Genomic DNA, 18,058 nt, shown 5'->3' on the forward strand with positions numbered 1-18,058 from the left:
AAATTTAATTTTCTCTCTTTTTATATTCTTCAATTTTTTTAAACTGATGGTAGGATTCCTTCAGCTTCTGCAATTGTTCTGAAACAATTTTTTTACTTTTTTCACAGAGATCTCCACTGTCAAGGGCCGCCTGATAAGCTTCTATCGCAGCTCTTTCTCCAAATACCACGTTCTCAAGGGTAGATTCTTCGATAGTACCTAACGTAAATGAGTTTTTGATATCAATCCATGTTCTGTGGACTGCTCCAGCAAGTGAAGCTGAATCTTTAGGATCTCCATTTTTTTCAATGATCAGATTCATCAGCTCATTTTTCATGATTTTTGACTGAGAGATCATCCGGTCATATTCATCTTTGATATCAGGATACATTTCCCATATTTTTCCTTCCACTTTTTCAAATCCTTCTATTCTGTCGTTCGTGATTTGCAGCAAATCATTAAGTACGGATATGGTTTGTTCTGTTTTCATAATATAATTTTTTGTAATGGTTTTATTTTGCTGTTATTAATTAAGATTGATTCCGGCAAATCCGCCACCAACAATAACGATATGCTTTTTCATGTTAATTAATATTGGTAATTGTTCTATTATCTACTCACATAGCATTTAAAATAGACTATTATATTCGGTTAAAATATATTAATGAATGCGGTTGATGAGCTTTTTCTGACCTCCGAAAAAGTAAAATTTCTGCTATTCTTTTTTCGAGATAGTCAATATTTAAAATTAATAAACGCTTAGAACTTATTTTATAATTTGGATCATATGCTATTAGCTTTTTTAAAAAGATTTAAAAGATCTAAACTCACATTCTGATCTAATAAATATTATATAGTTTCTACATTTTAAATTATAACGAATTTTATAATACAACCACGTCATGCCTGCCGTTTTCTGTACATACGAGTCAGTACAGATGAACAGGCTGTGAAAAGATATTTCCAATGCAGCTAGTGGGAATGGCTTGTGAATTATTGTAAATATAACAATCTGCTTATCTTCCTGACACTGAAAAACGCAAGGAATATTATGCTACCCCATTCAATCCACCATTAGAAAAACTTAAAGGGCTTCCTCTGCTTTAGTACAGTTGGCCTAAAATGATATCCTGTTCGATGAAGGCTTAGCGTATGCAAGAAAGCTGGATGAAGCTGGTGTTCCAACATCTATCAAGACTTATAATGGATTTATTCATGATTATGATCTATTGAAGCTGTGAAGTTTTTATTAAAGCAAGGAGCATTAGCGCTTAAAAAAAGCTCTATTTGCGAATAGCTAATTTTTTTGCAAAATAAAATTATAGGTTTATTACAATCAGAATTAGTATTATAGATTTACTTGAGAATGCTTAATCTTGGTATTATGGCAAACTGTGGAAGCATAAGAACATTGTGTGTGTGATTCAAAACGGAAAGGATAAAATTGATAATCTTCTTTATTTCGTCTTTTTACCTTTTATATGCGCTTTTTTATAAAATGAATTCATTTGTAGGATTTATTTTTGTAGCAGCAATCAAATGAGTTAAATATACTCATGATTGGGGACATAAGAGACCCTAGATATTTTTTTATCATTTGTGTATAAACTGCATCGGTATAGATGCAGTTTTTTTTGATGTATGTGGCAATGTTAGCGGAATTTCTATAGCAAATTTTATTATTTGAAATATAAGCACGCTTTAGTAGCATTTTGTAGACTTATTATAATTTCAAAAAAGAAATAAAAATTGTATAAATATATTACTGCTTTAACCGTTTCATTTATATAAAAATATACTAATGGAAGCATTTCTAATTGAGCCATTTCTCAATGCCGATAATGGTATTTCTTATATCAACACTAAAAGCATATCAGAGTTGTTGTTACTACGGCCTACGGAACTATTTCAGCCGCATAGAACGGAATTTAATGTCGTTTATCTTTTCGAAGAAGGCGGGGGAAAGCATACAATAGATTTTAACACAATTGATATAGAGCAAAAGTGTATGCTTTTTGTTACTCAAAATCAAGTTACCCAGTTCCATGAGCTTAGTCATTTCAAGGGTAAGGTGTTGATTTTTACTGAAGATTTTTTTTGCAGAAATAATCTATTTCAGACCCAATTTTTTGGACAAACGGTGTTGTTTAATGATCCATTGAACTTGCCTTATTTTAATGTAGGGGAAAGATTTGATGAGATTTCCTCGTTGTTTGGATTTATAAGTGATGAGCTCAACAGGCCCTATTACGAAGCACAACCCACCATCTTAAATAACTATCTGTTTAATATCCTTCTAATCGGAGAAAACTTATCGGAATATAGAAATAGCGAACTCGCTGTTTCCAAGAACAGGCTTTTACTGTCAAAATTCAAGTCTATGGTTAATAGAAATATCCATCAAAGATATACCCTAGAATTTTATGTAGAAAACTTAAATGTGACTTTGAGAACACTTCAAATTGCTTTTCTAGAGGAAGAAAACCAAACACCAAAACAATGGTTGATAAACAGAATGATTCTGGAGATCAAAAGGAATCTTTGTTACCATGAAAAAAGTATAAGTGAAATTGCATACAAGCTAGGCTTTAAAGAGGTAACTAATTTTACTAAGTTTTTTAAATCAAAGACAGGTTTCACTCCATCGCAATTTAGATCCCTTTCATCCAGAAAATAATTCATGATACACTTTACATCAATTAACTTAGAAGGCTTTAAAAATGTATTAATAGTTAACTAAATTATTAAGCTAATTTAGTGTAACATAATTTCAGCGGAATTTTCTGATAGCGTACAATAGACTTAATTTTCTTGAGGAAATTGTCTTTGATATTTTTGAAATAAAGTAAGCCACACCATCTATATTAGGTGTGGCTAAAACACAAATGATGAAAAAAAATTATTTTTAAAAAAATAAATCAACAGCTTCGTCTAAACTGAATTTATTTTTTAATTAGTACAAAATTAGGTCTTTTTCAATCACAGGTATTGATAAAAAGGCGCATAAAAATGATCAATTTATTGTTTGAATAGTCATATTCCGCATTGAGATATAGGTTAGCTATTTCAATAAAAATAGCAAAAACTCATAGGTGCCTTATTTAAATTTCACATTTTAATCTACAATTAGACTATTGCTGTTTCTGAAGATTACTTTGTTGTTTTTCGGAAATTTGGTAGAATAATTTCGGAAAATGAATAAATATTTGTTCGTGTGCCCGCGATTTTGTGTTGACCTTTGCATCTGTTGAATGTAAGAACATCTTAATACCTGTCCCTAACCCATACCTGAGCAAAAATAAAAAAGTCCTTACATTGCTGTAAGGACTTTATCTTAGTTAGTGAGCGCGTCAGGATTCGAACCTGAGACCGTCTGCTTAGAAGGCAGATGCTCTATCCAGCTGAGCTACGCACCCATTAAATAATTTTGAAAAAATTACTAAAACTGTCGGGGCGGCAGGATTCGAACCTGCGACCTCCTGGTCCCAAACCAGGCGCGATGACCGGACTACGCTACGCCCCGATTGGTGGTCATCTAAACAAATTTTACTTCGTTTTTGCGAGTGCAAAGATAGAATCTTTTTTTGAATAATAAAAATATTTCTGCAGAAAAGATTAATTAAAATAATCTGAATCTAATGGTAATGGTGATGGGAAATAGTAGATTTTTCAGAACTAATAATATTGTACATTAAATATCAGTGTTTTATAATTAAGGCCTTCTAAGTTTTTAATTTTTTCGGGGTTGTGTTATAAATAAAAAAAAATTCCCGGAATTTTCCAGAGAATTAATTATTGTCGCAAAAAATGCGGGATAAAATTTAATTTATTTTTTTTATAAATTTTGCGCTTTCTGTTTTCTTATTATTTTTGAACGCAATAAAATATATCCCTTTGTTCAGCTACATAGATTTTATGATCTTCAAGAGCTTCGGATTTTACAGTCTGACCAACAGCATGCAATCAAAGGTTCAAAGCAGTTCTTATTTTATCGGTAATTTAAAGTAGTTTTACCTATCACGGGGTTATATTTTAATTAATTTCACAGGTATGTTTCTTTTTGTCATGATTTTTGATCTGCATTCAATAAATAAACAAAATGAGTTTTAGATTTTTTATTACGTTAATTACTCTGCTTTTATGCATAAATTGTATATCACAGCAAAAAAATATCCCACATCAAAGCACTCAGGATAGCTTGCAAAAAAAGGATAAGATTGAAAAGGTAGAGGTTACAGAACAAACCAGAGGGACAAACAGGAAAATGACGTTTACTCCCGGTTCTAAAATCGTATCCGTAAATGGGAATGTATCAAATTCTATAGTATCAGATGAAGATTGGGCAAGCATCATACATCAAACAGACCTTATTGATCTGGATAAAATAGCTTCATTAAAGGCTCCTTCAGAAGGACGGTTTACTGATAGGGCTTTATCTTCTGTTGTATCCATTACAGTCAACGGTAAGGTTTACCAGTCCTCAACTTTTGATTCAGGTATACCTCCGAAAGAATTGGAAAATCTGTATCAGCTTCTGGTAAAAGAAACAGATATAAAATAGGAACTTCCCAAAAAGAACTTTCGTTAGTAGATGGTTTTTAATAAGAAAATAATAGGTCATCAAAAGGGTAAAAAGAAGATAACCCACAAACGAAAATAATGATAACTCAAATGTTGAAAGGTAGATTGAGTAAAAACTGAAGCTTAAAAAATTAATTCCACAAGGATTGAGGCCTCAATAAGCAGGGTAATATAACCAATAAGTCGATTGAAGAATTCAAAATAATATAAAGATAAGATTTATTTAAAATTATGATAACCACTATTTTTTATAGTGGTTTTTTTATTGGATATTTATTTAAAATTTCAATATATATTAATAAATTGTTAATTACTATGATTATTTTATTGTTAATTGGTATATTTGTTGCGAATTTAATATTTAATTATTTAATAATGAGAACAAATTTATTTTTTAAAATTATGATGAATCGTCAGTTTTTTGTGTTTTTATTGATGTTTTCGTCAATTGGTTTTAATGCTCAGATTTCTGCATTTCCATGGACGGAAACTTTTGAAGATAGTTCACCAACAAGAGTTAGCTGGACACAAATACACGAAACAAACAATGTAAACTGGACTTTTGTTGCCACTGCAACTACAGGAAGTGTAGGAGTAACCGCTTTTGAAGGAACCAAATTTGCTAATTTTCCGGCCAATACTTCTTCTGCAGATAAAACAAAACTGGTGAGTCCACCATTTAATACGGCTGGTCTTACTTCTCCAAAAATTAGTTTTTACCTTATTAACCCACAGCTGAATGGGAATGCAAACTGGGTTAGAATTTATTACAGAATGTCAGCTACAGATCCCTGGATAACATTGTTGGGATTTCAGCCTCCTTTTGCTTCCTGGTTTCATTTTGCAAATATCGGCATGCCTCCTAATATTTATCAGGTAGCTATAGAATGTGAAAATGCTCAGGGATATTCAACATTAATAGATGGCGTTACAATAAGCAATGATGATTTAAGTACCCATGATATTTCAAAACTGGCGAAAATATTAATTAAATATTATCCAAATCCAGCTAAAGAGGTTCTGAATTTTACAAGTGATGAAAGAATGGAGGAAATCAATATTTACGATGCAGCCGGAAAAAAAGTACTGACGAATAGAGTAGATGCGGATAACGGAAATATCAATGTATCACGTTTGAGTAATGGAATGTATATCATTTCGGGTAAAACTGAGAAGGGAAATACAGAACCATTTAAAATGATAAAAAAATAGAAAGATCGTATTACAATACTGAATTTTATTAGTAGAAAGCATCTCTTAGAGGTGCTTTTAAATTTTTAATAGTCACAAATAAAATACGTGCTGGAAACAGTTTTTTATTTTTGAAGACTCAAGTCCAGAACCGTCACATGATGAAACGTATGTTAATTTATCAATTGTTGATAAATATAATATATTTTGAAATTGTTCCTAATGAAATTTAAAGTCCCTTATTTTTTTCAAACTATAAAATGTCTGGTTTATAACTGGAAATGTCCGGTTGAACCATTTTGTGGTTATATGCTAATGCAGTATGCGATATGTTTGCTTCATAATTATTAAAAAAAATATCATGAATGCAATCAGAAAATTTACGATCGCAAGTGCAATATGTGCAAGTCTTTTTTCAGCAGTAACAATCTCCTGTAGTGAAGATAATGATTTTCCAACAGGGCAAGAAACACCGGCAGTAAATCATAACAATGCAAAAACAAGGTTTATCAATGTCAAAGGAACTTATTTTGCTTACCGTAGTTGGGGTAAGGAAGGTGGCATCCCCTTAGTATTATTGCCGGGAACAGGAGGATCAATGGATGATTGGGATCCGGCAGTCACAGATGGCTTTGCAAAGCAATATAAAATCATCATATTCGATAATAAAGGGGTTGCGAGTTCAAAAGGAACTACTCCCAATACTGTGCAGGCAATGGCGAACGATGCTATTGATTTCATTAAGGCACTGAAGCTGGGAAAGGTTAATATCATGGGATTTTCAATGGGAGGCTTTGTAGCGCAGCGAATCGTTTTGACGGAACCTGAGCTTATTAACAAGATTATTTTAGCGGATAGTGGGCCTAAAGGGGCAATTGGTCTGTCCAACCTGCCCAGCATCATTGCTGGAACAGCTGGGCTTAGTTCGGAAGAATCTTACTTAAAATTTGGTTTTACTGATTCAGATAAAAGCATTGCTGCGGGAAAAGCGTCCTTTGCAAGGGTGTATTTACGTACGACCGACAGAGATCTTCTTCTGAGCGACGCTACATCCGCTGCACAGTTTACTGCTGTTTTGGCATGGGCTCAACCTGATGCAGGTGCGCTGGAAGAGATAAAAATGATAAAAAAGCCTGTTCTCATCATTCATGGTGATAAAGACCTGCCTATATCCATCCAAAATGCTTATAATATGAAGCAAAACTTAGAAAATTCTGTACTCCTGGAATTCTCCGACTCTGGACACGCTGCTTTCTATCAGAACCATGAGGTATTCCTGAATAAAGCACTGGAATTTTTAGAGCAATAGATCGGGTATAAATAGTACTGATCATACAGCAGTTGGCAGATCATTTTAAAATGATCTGCCATTTTCATTTTTTTTCGATGCCTTCACTACATAAAATAGGTCTGATAGCAGAAAAACACCAGTTATTAAGAATTATTTGTGTTTTTTTTCGTAGCAAACAATTGTATCCAAGTAAAAATAAAAAAGTCCTTACATTACTGTAAAGACTTGATTGTGATTAAGTGAGCGCGTCAGGATTCGAACCTGAGACCGTCTGCTTAGAAGGCAGACTGCTGTAATTTTTATATAGTTAGATTTGTTATTCTAAAAATCTCTTAAATAGTATATTATATATCTATTTTGTATTTTTTATATCTATTCTTTTTACTATTTTTGCACTGTAAAGCTGACCTGAAAACTGACCTTACCTTTACCTGACCTAAATATAAAAAGATATGGCAACAATCAAAAGAGCATTAAAAACAAAGCCTAACAATGAGGGTTTTTATCCTATTGTTTTTAGAGTGTACCACGATGGTAAATCTGCTGAAATATACTCTAAAATCTATATTGATAAGAATGACTGGGATACTTCCAATAACATTGTTAAAAGAAATAACAGCAATTACAAAAACATTAATAGTTTCCTGAATAAAATTCAAGGAGAGTTAAATGATATTATTAACAAGCTCGAAGCTACTGGCAAAGAATATTGGGCAATTGATGTGAAAAATGAGTATTCCAGATTGATTGAATCTGAGAAAAAAATAGCTGTCAATGAGAATGTAGATTTTATAGAGTTTTTGGATGGATGCATAAAAAGACAAAGCCCAGGCAATGGTAAGGTTACTCGTGATACAAAGAATTTCTTAATCAGGTTTTCAGGAAAGAGGTTACCTGTTTATAAGATTGATGGTGACTTTGTAAAAGAGTTCCACGATTTTGTTAAGAAAACAAGTACTTCCGATGGTAGCACCAGAATGAGGAGTTTTAAAGCAAGATTCAACGAATTAAAAGAATTGGGTTTGGCTACTGACAGAAACCCTTTTACATCAATCAAAATCAAGCAAAAAAGGACTCAGAGCCTTATAGCTTTATCAAATGATGAAATTGAAAAGCTAAAGGGGTTTGAGTATAACAAATACCCTGATTTGAAGCTGTCTTATATTACTTTTATGTTTTCGTATTATGCTCTGGGAATTAATTTTAAAGATGTTATAAAGCTGAAATATTCTAATATTAAAAGGGATAAGATTTCGTACATCAGAAGCAAAACGGGTAAATTAATTGAAATTCCCAGACTTCCAGAAATAGAACCTTATTTAGAGCTGATTAATAATTATCCAAAGGAAAACAATGATTATGTTTTTCCTTACCTTTTAAAAAGACATGATACAGATAATAGAATCTTTAATAGAGGTAATAAGCTTATAACAGTTTTTAACAATAACTTAAAGAAAATAGCCACTTTAGCTAAGATAGAGAGTAATCTAACCACGTATGTTGCAAGACATTCAGCCTCAAATAAGCTGTATAACACTAAAGTACCTATTGAAGTGATAAAAGATTTATTGGGGCATGACAGTGTTAAAACAACAGAGGGATATATAAAATCACTTCAAACTTCACAAACACAGGAAATTATTAAAGGAATTCTGTAATTTCGTAATATGTTAAGTGATATACATAGAATCTTTAATGCTTCATTTGAAGTAACGAAATTAAAAACTGAAAAAGAATTTGCAGATTTTTTTGAAAATTTCAAAACTGATAATATTTCAGAAAGACTTAATCAGGAATTGTATAATCTATTCCTGAAATCAAAGAAACAAAGGCTTTTTGAAGTGCTTTTAAGCCTTTCAAAATGGGGGTTAAAGAGTTATAGTAACTGGAAGTTAAGTTTTCCATTTGCTCCGAAAATCACCCATTTTAATAATAATTCTATAAATTTAGAACTGAAAAATTTCGAAAAAGAAATAACATTTTCTATTATAAACATTCTACTGTTTCTAAAATTAAATTTTAGAAATAAGAAAGGTGAAATTTTTTCTTTGCCAATGGTACTTTATTCTGAAAAGGTCTTAAATAGTAAGTATCCTATACATAGTATTGAATTTAAAATTTCCAGATATGAGGATTATTTGAGGAAAGTAGAAAAGGAAATTTTTATAAAATATCTTTATTATTCAGTGTTAGGAACGGTCAAGTTTCAGAATATTGGAAGCCTCAATTTAGAGGATTCTAATTCTGTATTAAAACAAAAACTTACATTAGCTAACCAATCTTTACTTAAAAGGCTGGAATTCCTGAAAAGTGAGAATACACTCAACTATTATTCATATATAAACGAAATTCAGAAAACTGAATCTAATGCTGAAAATATTGCTTCTACTGCATTTGTATTAGAGGAAAATTTCACAAAGGAAGTTTTGAAGGATTTTAACTTGAATCTGAGCTTTAAAGAGGAGTTCAGAGAAAAAGTATTTATCGCGTTAAAGCCTTATTTTACTGAGAATTCTCAGTCTTTATTAAAAAAGCTATTGGATTCTGAAAGCACCAGTACAAGAAGCAAAATTGTATTTAATCAGTCTGGTATCTGTCTGACCTACTTTTTAAAAGAGCTTTATAATAGGCAAATTATTATTTCTAATTCAAAAACTACAGTTCAAAACTGGCTAATAGAAAACTTTTTATATACATACAAGGGAAGTATTAAAGATTTTACAGCCAATACTGTACAAAAAACTCTTTTCAGAGATGAAAAGCCTCCAAAACATGTAATAGAACTAAATTTTTAATACCTGTTTTCTGCCTATTTTGTGCTTAGGCATTTTTAAGGATTTAAAATTTTAGGATACTTGCACCATAATAACAATAAAAATTAAAACAAAATGGGGCAAATGCAACAAATGAACTATTACAAATCAAATTCTCACTATTATTCTCAATCTATTAGAAAGACTTTTCTAACTATTCAGGAAGCTGCAAAATATTTAGGCTACAAAGTTTCTACCCTCTATAAAATGAATTCAGAGGGTAAAATTCCGTTTTATAATCCTACAAAAGGGAAAGTGCTGTATTCAAAACAGGAACTTGATGAGTGGATAAAAGGGGGTAAGCTTTCAGTAAATGACTTAGAAAAGAAATTTAGAGGTTCCTAAAATAAATTCCGTAAACAAATCTTTCAGAAATTAAATTTTAACCAATACGAATCCATAGAAGTACTTTAGTTAAACCAAAGTAACAGCAACCGATCTTCGGGCACGGTGCTACAAGGAGTAAATCCAGATTCGGAACATATAAATGTTCAAACCTCAGCCTTTCTATGGTTCGTTGTTTTAAAACCTATAAAACAATGTTCAAAATCTTCACAAACCTTTTTACTAAAAATTCTACAAAAACCATTGAAAAAATTCAGCAAGTAGTTGACTATATAAAAGATAGTTCCAGACCTGAAGTAAAAGAAATTAAAAAACTCAGAGCCTTACAAAAAGGGACACCAGAGTTTAATTCAATAAAAAAACAGTTGCCTCTCATTTTGTGGAATTTTACCACCGATGGTAAACGAAGGATTAAAAATATTATTCAATCAACAGGCTATATTTACTATGATATTGATAATAATTTAGATTTTCAGTTTAATAAAAATTACTTTACTGCATACTGGAAAAGTGTAAGTAGTACTGGCTACGGTTGTCTTGTTAAGGTCTCGGGAGTTAATAAAAACAACTTTAAGGAAGCATTTACGGATATTGCAGGACAATTGAATATCCCTTTTGATTATAAGGCTGGTGATATGGTTAGGGCAAATATTTTATCTTATGACCCCAATGTTTACTATAATCCCAATGCACATACTTTTGATTGTACTTGTTATTCTAGTGTTGATAATGCTGATGTTAAAAAAAATCACCATTCCATTAGTAAAGATATATTATTTAATAGTTATATATGGAATGGAGAAAATACCCCAATCAGATATGATAATTTACAGGAAAAAATAGCAGAAAAGGACAGGGTTTATGATGAAAACGGAGTCTGCGATTTAAAAGATGGTAAACTATATTATTCAAGTGTTGTTATTCCTAAAACTATCAAGGAAGGGCAAAGAAATCATATTCTTTCAAATATTGCTATTAAAATCATTGCTTTAAATCCAGAGTTACAAGATAACAGGCTTTTTGGATTTATCAGTAAAATAAATAGTTCCTGTTGTATAGTTCCAATGAAGAATGATGAAATACAAACTATTTGCAGTACTGTTCTGGGTAAAAGAAGTGAATTTATACCTTATAATAATGCAGCTAGGAGATTTTTATTTGACCCACAAAAACAATTCCAGAAAGGAGAAAAGCAAAAACTGGCTATAACTTACCTGAACAAATGCAGAGGGGAAGAAAAAAAACAATTGATTAGTCATGCTTTTTCTGATTTATTGAGTGAGTGCAGAAAATTTAAAATAAAAGATATTTTGGAAGAGACCAAAGTTTCACCAACTACCATAAATAAATATTTACCCATAATTTTAATAGAAGAGTATAGAAATGAAATTGAAGGCATTCAACAGTTTTTCAATGCTAAGAAACAAATACAAAAGTTAGTGACTGTTCCTGCTTAGGATTGTGCAAATTCTAAGGAATTATCCTTGTTGGGTTCCAGTATTAAGAAATTCCTATAAAAAGGAGTTTTCTCATTCTGAAACTATATAAAAGGATGTTTTACAAGAAATAGATTTTAAACATTCAGAATGAATTAATATCTTTGCTCACTACTTCAACGAAAAAATAAAAGTGTAAACTTTTGCTTTTGTCTTGTGAATCGGCAAAATTCAACCTTATCACAAAATGCAAATAGTTTAGCACGCTTGTCATGTCATATGGCAAGTGGCTATCCTGTTTTATGTGATATGGCTTTGCCGAGCCAACAAGACTAGAGCATGTGAGAACCCACTTGCTTTTTTTTGTGCCTTTATGGTAACCCATAATTGTTTAGGGTTATTTAAGATTAATTTTAAAAACAATTAAAAATTATTTGATATGAAACATTTATTTCTAGTAGTTATAGTGGCTATTTTTTTCGTTAGCTGTTCTAATAACGATGATGACTCTTCATTACAACAGAACAATCCAGTAACAACTCAATACTTCCATCCACCTATATGGGTTCAGGGTTCTTGGAAAGTAGGTAATACATCTTATTATAAATTTACAAATGATGATTTTATTTATGTAATGAATGGAACAAGTTACAAAGCAATTCTAACACAAACTGCTGCTTCAAATCAGACAGCTAAAGTAGATGAAGTGATAAGTGATACAGACTATAATTTCACAATCACTGCTGGTACTTCAGGTGGAACTTATAAATTTCACAAAATAAGTTCTACACAGATTCAGTGGGGTAATATAACCTTAGATAAAGAATAATTAAAACTACAGGTAATGAAAAAATATTTATTCCTCATGTTTAGCTTGTTTTTTATAAAGTATAGCTCACAAAAATTCATTTACTCATCTTCAAAGTCATCAGAATATAGAAAAGGTAAATACATTGGAGATAAAAATGAGAATATTAAAATAATAATTGATATTGATAATAAATTATTTATAGAAAATAAATCAATCTTTAAAATCTCTAAAATTGAACACCCCTTTAAGTCATCACCAACTTTTTATATTATTTACTTTAAAGACAAAAATGAGCTAAACAAAGTTCAATTTGAAAGTAAATCAAAATCAAAAACAATTATGGTGGTAGAGCGGGGCTATTATGGCAATTATTCAATGTACAATAATTTAGTAACAATTCACTAAAACAAACTTCATCACATCTAAAAAGTTACCCATGATTAAAAAAACTATCCCTATTATTTTATTTACCACAGTATTGGCATGTCAAGGCAAATTGGAAAAGATTGAAAATACTAATCAAAATACAAATAGTATTGATACAATTGATTATTCTACGATTAATGATAGTACTCAGATTGATTCTCAGCAGCTTAATGTCCAGCAACCTACTTATGAAGAAAAACCAATAGAATATGAATCACAAACAGCTACATACAGTTTTGTACGGTTTGATGTGGTTAGTACTATTGGTGGTTCATCAAATGAATATGTTTTGACTACTGATATATTTGAAACTTCATCTGATATGAATGAGGATGAAAAATATAAAATATTAGATGAAGCAGAGAAAAAGCTAAGACTTAGCAAGGAGAGTATTTATAAAAAAATAATTGGAAGAGAGATTAAAACGTTTAATTCTTACTCTGATGCAAGTAAAGCAAGGGAAAGTATTTTGTCAATAAATTCTTCTGAAAATGAATATTAATAATGTTTTCGGAATGTTTACACAGAGCTATTTAAAATTTCTTAGCTGGCTGTTTCCGATAGATGAACAGGAAAGGGATATTTTACCAGTTTCATCGTATCATTATTACAGTCCTTCACCTTTTCAAATGCTGATAATAGATTATTTGGCTTGGAACGGAGTTGATAAAAAGGGAAATGTAAACCGTAAAAAGGCTTATCCAACTAGTATTGAAATTCAGGAAAACCAAACAGCACTTGGAAAATGTGGTTTTGCAAACGGTGAGTATATTGAAAAACTGATAGTTTCTGAGTTTTTGGAAATGAAAGTTAACATTCCTGATTTGAATCCAGTAATGTTTGCTAATTTTTACGAAGATATATACCATAATGTAAGGCTTGTTAGATTTGCTTCTTTAGAAGCTCAAAAATCAAATAAAAATACAAAGCAATACTTCAATACCATAAAAGAGTTTTTAATACAAATTCAAGGCTTTTTAGAGGGTGAGGATTTGAGAGTAAGAATTGAGAGTAATTTTACTGAAACTGGACATTGGGGTAACTGTTCGAGAGTTGAGGAATTTGTTACTCCTTTTACAAGGATACAATTAAATTGTAATACATTAGGGCAATTCAGTATTAATTATTTCATAAATCCTCATCTAAAGGAACTCTTAGGGGGATTTTTGGGGAACACTGTGGAAAAATGGTTTGATGAGTTGATTAATGGTGAAATGAAAGACCTTGTAAAAATGGTTTCGTTGAACAGGAGGTATGACAGGTATTTTGAGGAGTTAGTAAAGTTTACCAAAATCTATCCAAATTACAAAGCTGTTACTACTGAAAGAAGTTCTTTATAAATCAAAAAACAAGCATAGACCTTTACTATGTTTTTAAAAAGAGAAATTCCCTCCAATTTCAGAGGGAATTTTTGTTATGTACATTAGTGTAATGACAGAGAGTTAATGGTTTGAATATTAAATCATTGATTTTTAGTGTTTTATTTAATCCAAAAGGAAGATTGGAATTTCTGCTATAAATTAATAATATATTCGTATATCTTATCAATTAATTTTCTTATGCCTTCTTCAATTTTATCATTGTCAACTGTGACATTAAAAGTTTGTTCATTATAGATTGCTTTCAATAAAATATGACTATCATTATTCTCAATTGAAATAGGGATGTGTACATCTAAAGAAAGACTATCGTATCCATACTTTTTGAAATCGTTATAGGTTAATTCATATTCACTAGAATTTACTGAGCTAAAGAGTGTGTCTTCAAGATTTATAGTTTTTCTCTTACTATTTTTATCAATTATTGTAGTGACAGTTATTAATTCCAAATGTTTTGGAACATCCTCCATTACTTGCATTAAGATATTTTTCGTAACAAGCTGTTCTCTAACATTAATTTTATTAATGCCTAAGTTACTATATTTTTGTTCTCTAGCACCTTTTACTTTTAAATCATATTTATGATTCTTGATAATCTTTAAAACTGGGTCAAAAATTCTGTTTCGTTCTTCATCAGAGTATGTATCTAATAAAGATTTTATTTCTGTACTATCAATATTGTCATCTAAGACTATTTTTTTATAGTTATCTCCAACCTCATTAGCCCATTCTTTTACTTCTTTAAACTCAATATGAGATTTCATCAATTTATCCGTAGATAAACCAATCTCAAAACTACCATATTTTAAGTCAACCATTCTCAAATCAGTATCTTCAAACACCGATTTTAGCACACTATTCCTTTTCCTCTCTTCAGGTATTATATTGCTAAATTTCTTTTCAAAATCTATCGTAACAAAATTCTTGTATGATATTGATAAATTTTTCAATAATGTATTTGTTAACTCTCTTAGCCCTATTGTATCTCCATACTTTCTATCATTAGTTGAGAATTTTATATAAAAAGCATTTTTCCTTAAATCATGTAAGTATAGCTTTTGATTATATGCGTTTATTTTTTCATAATAATAGGAGTTTTCCAATGGTTCGTACTCTAAAAAAGAATCAGTGTCAGGTAAGTAGTCTTCAGAGACAGATGTAGTCATTATTGACCAATTATCAATAACATCTCCTTCAAAATCCCTTTCAAGGAGTAAAAGAATATTTTTTCTAATTATTATCTCTCTTAAAGAGATTCCTTTTGTAAGGTATTTGAAAATGTCATCTTCATCTATATCAAAAAGAATAAAAATATCAGAATTATCTAAATTCTCTACAAGATATAAAAGATAGTCTTTTCCATTCAATTTTAAATGGGAAAGAATTGGTTCATCTAAAAAGATAATATCTTCTATTTTTTCAAATATTGATAAATCAATGTGAGAATTAGTTTTCATCTTCTATAACTTGAAAGTTATTAATTAAATCAAAATTACTTTTAGGGTAAAAAGTATAATGATGTCTTTTATTGCCTGACTGATGCTTTATACCATCATCATCTTTTATACTGCACCAAGCAATTGCATTATACTTTCTTCGTATGCTCTTTGATAAGTTATTAAGTTCCTGAATTGCTGAATCTTTACTATTGAAAGTTGAAAGCCCCCAAGCTAAACAAGTAGTACTATGTTTAGGTCTAATTCCAATAGGAATAAATGAATCAAGTAACTTGTCTTTGTTAACCCATCTATAAAGTTTTAATTCTCCAATTTGACTCTGAAGAGGACAATTTTCTATTTTATTAATATGTTCTTGGTGTAGCAAATCCATCAATAATTCTATAAATTATATATCACTTTTTCACAAATATACATTTTAATCATTTGATATATTAAAATGATATTCATTTATAAGCTAAGATAAGAGTAAAACCTCAAATAATTATTACGATAAAAAAATATTTAATTTCTGTTATTTGCTCAATTACTAATTAAATGGCAGATTCAATTATGCTTTTGTTAAAGCTTTAAAAATTAAGCTTAAGGCCTTTTTCTTTATTCTCATAAATTAAGGTTTTCCATTTTAATTTATTGTTCATACTCAATTAATTTTCTCCAAATGTATAATAGGGTAACGACAAAACTTGTCACATTAAAACACAATTTAAAGTTATTATAAAAATTATATGTTGAGAACTTTCTTTTTTTTCTATTGAAGAAATTATGTTTTATCTAAATTCGGAATTTCATTAAGGATTTTCAAAAAGAAATTATTTAATTCCAGATGTAAATTAAAAATACTATTTCCAGTTATAAATATTCTCTTAGGGTCTAAATCCTGAAAAACTTGTATTTGTGTAAATGGGTTTTCATCTTTGTGAGCAATAATATTTGTCCTGATTTCTTTCAAATATCTTTCCTCATCTTTCAGGGCTTGTATTTTAATTTTAAGTTGTTTAAGTTCTTCATCTATTTCATTATCATTTATTTGTTTCAGAATTTCTTTAACATCTTTATTCCCAGTGAGCCTACCAGAGTTAATTAGTATTTCATATGAATTAAGGGCAACAATCCTTGCAAAGTAAGCTCTTTCAATACCGTTATTTAAAACATTACTTAAATCTAAGTACTTTAAACCCAATAGGATGTCACTAACTACAAGTGAGTTATGCAATATTTTATTAAGAATAAAGTGAAATTTATGATTTCTTTCTTCATTTAATATTTCAGGATAAATTTTTAAACCTTTAATATTTTTATCTATCCCTAAAATTAATTTATCATAGTGATTTATTAATTCTTGCATCATCGTTATTTCTTCTTAATAAAATCTATAATCGAATAGATTATTTGAGTAGTTAAATTATTAAATTCTGTGTATAAAATTTTCAGCTCCATGGACAGATTATATATTTTTTCATGTTCTATATTATAAATATGTTCATACAACTCTAAAGAACTGGTATTTTTATGAGCAATAGTATTGTTTCTAAGATACATCCAACCTTTACGAATATATTGCTATTATGTAATGCTGTAATGGGTTTAATTAATATTTACTTGATGTTATAACGGTTTTTTAAATTAATCCATTTTTGTGATGAATCATCGTTTAGTTTATGGAATATTTTTGAATCAAGCTGCATATTATAAGAGGATATTAATTTTTCATACGAAATTATATTATTAATTATTAAAGGGTCTCTATCTTCTAGTTTCACAGTAGTAAATATTTTCTTATAAAAATCTAAAACAATTTGTAATCTAGAATTAAATGAGTATATCTTTATAAATTCTTTGATAATGTAAATGGGTAGTATTAGTTGAAAAATTTTTATTAGTAATTCCTTTTCTATAAAAAAAATGGAAGCTAAATATATTATAAGTACGCATATAAACAATGGTAATTGCTTTTTTATCATTGCTTTTACAACATTTTTTGAAAAAAAAGCATTTTCATATCCGTTAACACCTAGTTTATAAATACTTTTTTGTATTTCTTCATTAGTATAATAATTTTCTGAATTTTCATCAGATAGCTGAGAATTGAGAGCATTGTCTATATAATCATCTATACGTGATTGTTCAGCTTTAATAAAAAAGCTACTGAAAATTATTTCTAAAATAAAATATATTATTGAAATAATACAAATAATTATATCCACAAACGCTTTAATGCATTCGGGCAAAATTAATACAATTGTAACTAAAGATGCAACTGTTCCTAATATCATTAACCAAAATTGAAATTTAGTTATTAAGCTTGTTGTATCATAATTAATTTTGTGAGGAACTATTCTATTCATA

The 18,058-nt window shown here is 29.7% G+C and carries 18 protein-coding genes and 3 tRNA genes; 13 read left to right on the forward strand and 8 right to left on the reverse strand.

Annotated elements, in window-relative coordinates:
* Positions 1-4 precede the first annotated feature (4 nt).
* Positions 5-469 carry a PA2169 family four-helix-bundle protein gene (locus QF044_RS02130; RefSeq protein WP_307263093.1) on the reverse strand — a complete coding sequence of 155 codons (465 nt, stop codon included), beginning with the start codon at positions 467-469 and terminating at the stop codon, positions 5-7.
* 673 nt (positions 470-1,142) lie between these two features.
* Here QF044_RS02130 and QF044_RS02135 point away from each other — a divergent pair.
* Together QF044_RS02135 and QF044_RS02140 are read left to right on the forward strand one after the other, a co-directional pair.
* Positions 1,143-1,220, forward strand: coding sequence for a hypothetical protein (locus tag QF044_RS02135; RefSeq protein ID WP_307271904.1), 78 nt, complete (start codon positions 1,143-1,145; stop codon positions 1,218-1,220).
* 560 nt (positions 1,221-1,780) lie between these two features.
* Positions 1,781-2,656: an AraC family transcriptional regulator gene (locus QF044_RS02140; protein WP_307263096.1), complete on the forward strand. Its 876-nt coding sequence runs from the start codon at positions 1,781-1,783 to the stop codon at positions 2,654-2,656.
* 665 nt (positions 2,657-3,321) lie between these two features.
* Here the strand turns inward: QF044_RS02140 and QF044_RS02145 are convergent.
* Positions 3,322-3,395 (reverse strand) — tRNA-Arg (locus QF044_RS02145).
* Positions 3,396-3,427: 32 nt separating this feature from the next.
* Positions 3,428-3,502, reverse strand: a tRNA-Pro gene (locus tag QF044_RS02150).
* A 675-nt stretch (positions 3,503-4,177) separates the two neighbouring features.
* Between QF044_RS02150 and QF044_RS02155 the strand changes: the two genes are divergently transcribed.
* The 3 genes from QF044_RS02155 (at position 4,178) to QF044_RS02165 (ending at position 7,060) form a co-directional block, all read left to right on the forward strand.
* The gene (locus QF044_RS02155; RefSeq protein WP_307263098.1) at positions 4,178-4,540 is read left to right on the forward strand and encodes a hypothetical protein; all 363 of its coding nucleotides are present in this window, start codon (positions 4,178-4,180) and stop codon (positions 4,538-4,540) included.
* 395 nt (positions 4,541-4,935) lie between these two features.
* The gene (locus QF044_RS02160) at positions 4,936-5,772 is read left to right on the forward strand and encodes a T9SS type A sorting domain-containing protein (RefSeq protein WP_307263100.1); all 837 of its coding nucleotides are present in this window, start codon (positions 4,936-4,938) and stop codon (positions 5,770-5,772) included.
* A 340-nt stretch (positions 5,773-6,112) separates the two neighbouring features.
* Positions 6,113-7,060, forward strand: coding sequence for an alpha/beta fold hydrolase (locus QF044_RS02165; protein WP_307263103.1), 948 nt, complete (start codon positions 6,113-6,115; stop codon positions 7,058-7,060).
* Positions 7,061-7,282: 222 nt separating this feature from the next.
* Here QF044_RS02165 and QF044_RS02170 read toward each other — a convergent pair.
* Positions 7,283-7,374: transfer RNA gene (locus tag QF044_RS02170), tRNA-Ser, on the reverse strand.
* Between the two features lie 120 nt (positions 7,375-7,494).
* Here QF044_RS02170 and QF044_RS02175 point away from each other — a divergent pair.
* From QF044_RS02175 to QF044_RS02210, 8 genes are all read left to right on the forward strand, one after another.
* The gene (locus QF044_RS02175; RefSeq protein ID WP_307263105.1) at positions 7,495-8,700 is read left to right on the forward strand and encodes a site-specific integrase; all 1,206 of its coding nucleotides are present in this window, start codon (positions 7,495-7,497) and stop codon (positions 8,698-8,700) included.
* Between the two features lie 9 nt (positions 8,701-8,709).
* Entirely contained in the window at positions 8,710-9,837 is a 1,128-nt protein-coding gene (locus QF044_RS02180) for a hypothetical protein (protein WP_307263108.1), read from the forward strand.
* Between the two features lie 102 nt (positions 9,838-9,939).
* On the forward strand, positions 9,940-10,200 hold the full coding sequence (locus QF044_RS02185; RefSeq protein ID WP_307263111.1) for a helix-turn-helix domain-containing protein: 261 nt from the start codon (positions 9,940-9,942) through the stop codon (positions 10,198-10,200).
* 194 nt (positions 10,201-10,394) lie between these two features.
* Entirely contained in the window at positions 10,395-11,657 is a 1,263-nt protein-coding gene (locus QF044_RS02190) for a hypothetical protein (protein ID WP_307263113.1), read from the forward strand.
* A 418-nt stretch (positions 11,658-12,075) separates the two neighbouring features.
* Entirely contained in the window at positions 12,076-12,465 is a 390-nt protein-coding gene (locus QF044_RS02195; RefSeq protein ID WP_307263117.1) for a hypothetical protein, read from the forward strand.
* 15 nt (positions 12,466-12,480) lie between these two features.
* Entirely contained in the window at positions 12,481-12,852 is a 372-nt protein-coding gene (locus QF044_RS02200; protein ID WP_307263118.1) for a hypothetical protein, read from the forward strand.
* A gap of 31 nt (positions 12,853-12,883) precedes the next feature.
* Positions 12,884-13,375 (forward strand): hypothetical protein, encoded by a 492-nt coding sequence (locus tag QF044_RS02205; RefSeq protein WP_307263121.1) that lies wholly within the window; start codon positions 12,884-12,886, stop codon positions 13,373-13,375.
* Positions 13,365-14,213 (forward strand): hypothetical protein, encoded by an 849-nt coding sequence (locus tag QF044_RS02210; RefSeq protein WP_307263124.1) that lies wholly within the window; start codon positions 13,365-13,367, stop codon positions 14,211-14,213. Before QF044_RS02205 ends, QF044_RS02210 begins: the two co-directional genes overlap by 11 nt.
* A 173-nt stretch (positions 14,214-14,386) precedes the next feature.
* On the opposite strand, the gene QF044_RS02215 is transcribed toward QF044_RS02210, so the two are convergent.
* The 4 genes from QF044_RS02215 to QF044_RS02230 form a co-directional block, all read right to left on the reverse strand.
* Complete coding sequence (locus tag QF044_RS02215) at positions 14,387-15,709, reverse strand: hypothetical protein (RefSeq protein WP_307263126.1); 1,323 nt, start codon at positions 15,707-15,709, stop codon at positions 14,387-14,389.
* Positions 15,699-16,082: a hypothetical protein gene (locus QF044_RS02220; RefSeq protein ID WP_307263128.1), complete on the reverse strand. Its 384-nt coding sequence runs from the start codon at positions 16,080-16,082 to the stop codon at positions 15,699-15,701. The genes QF044_RS02215 and QF044_RS02220 overlap by 11 nt, the downstream gene beginning before the upstream one ends.
* Before the next feature lie 390 nt (positions 16,083-16,472).
* Entirely contained in the window at positions 16,473-17,060 is a 588-nt protein-coding gene (locus QF044_RS02225; protein ID WP_307263131.1) for a hypothetical protein, read from the reverse strand.
* Between the two features lie 247 nt (positions 17,061-17,307).
* Positions 17,308-18,057, reverse strand: a complete 750-nt coding sequence (locus QF044_RS02230; protein WP_307263133.1) for a hypothetical protein — start codon at positions 18,055-18,057, stop codon at positions 17,308-17,310.
* Position 18,058: the final 1 nt, after the last annotated feature.

It is taken from the genome of Chryseobacterium sp. W4I1 (assembly GCF_030816115.1).
GTDB lineage: Bacteria > Bacteroidota > Bacteroidia > Flavobacteriales > Weeksellaceae > Chryseobacterium.

Excerpts from the sequence above, each read along its gene's own strand:
- QF044_RS02205 (WP_307263121.1), top strand. The coding sequence starts at position 12,884 with ATGATTAAAAAAACTATCCCTATTATTTTATTTACCACAGTATTGGCA.
- QF044_RS02190 (WP_307263113.1), top strand. The coding sequence starts at position 10,395 with ATGTTCAAAATCTTCACAAACCTTTTTACTAAAAATTCTACAAAAACC.
- QF044_RS02225 (WP_307263131.1), bottom strand. The coding sequence starts at position 17,060 with ATGATGCAAGAATTAATAAATCACTATGATAAATTAATTTTAGGGATA.
- QF044_RS02180 (WP_307263108.1), top strand. The coding sequence starts at position 8,710 with ATGTTAAGTGATATACATAGAATCTTTAATGCTTCATTTGAAGTAACG.
- QF044_RS02220 (WP_307263128.1), bottom strand. The coding sequence starts at position 16,082 with ATGGATTTGCTACACCAAGAACATATTAATAAAATAGAAAATTGTCCT.
- QF044_RS02200 (WP_307263118.1), top strand. The coding sequence starts at position 12,481 with ATGAAAAAATATTTATTCCTCATGTTTAGCTTGTTTTTTATAAAGTAT.
- QF044_RS02195 (WP_307263117.1), top strand. The coding sequence starts at position 12,076 with ATGAAACATTTATTTCTAGTAGTTATAGTGGCTATTTTTTTCGTTAGC.
- QF044_RS02165 (WP_307263103.1), top strand. The coding sequence starts at position 6,113 with ATGAATGCAATCAGAAAATTTACGATCGCAAGTGCAATATGTGCAAGT.
- QF044_RS02210 (WP_307263124.1), top strand. The coding sequence starts at position 13,365 with ATGAATATTAATAATGTTTTCGGAATGTTTACACAGAGCTATTTAAAA.
- QF044_RS02230 (WP_307263133.1), bottom strand. The coding sequence starts at position 18,057 with ATGAATAGAATAGTTCCTCACAAAATTAATTATGATACAACAAGCTTA.
- QF044_RS02140 (WP_307263096.1), top strand. The coding sequence starts at position 1,781 with ATGGAAGCATTTCTAATTGAGCCATTTCTCAATGCCGATAATGGTATT.
- QF044_RS02160 (WP_307263100.1), top strand. The coding sequence starts at position 4,936 with ATGAGAACAAATTTATTTTTTAAAATTATGATGAATCGTCAGTTTTTT.
- QF044_RS02130 (WP_307263093.1), bottom strand. The coding sequence starts at position 469 with ATGAAAACAGAACAAACCATATCCGTACTTAATGATTTGCTGCAAATC.
- QF044_RS02215 (WP_307263126.1), bottom strand. The coding sequence starts at position 15,709 with ATGAAAACTAATTCTCACATTGATTTATCAATATTTGAAAAAATAGAA.
- QF044_RS02185 (WP_307263111.1), top strand. The coding sequence starts at position 9,940 with ATGCAACAAATGAACTATTACAAATCAAATTCTCACTATTATTCTCAA.
- QF044_RS02175 (WP_307263105.1), top strand. The coding sequence starts at position 7,495 with ATGGCAACAATCAAAAGAGCATTAAAAACAAAGCCTAACAATGAGGGT.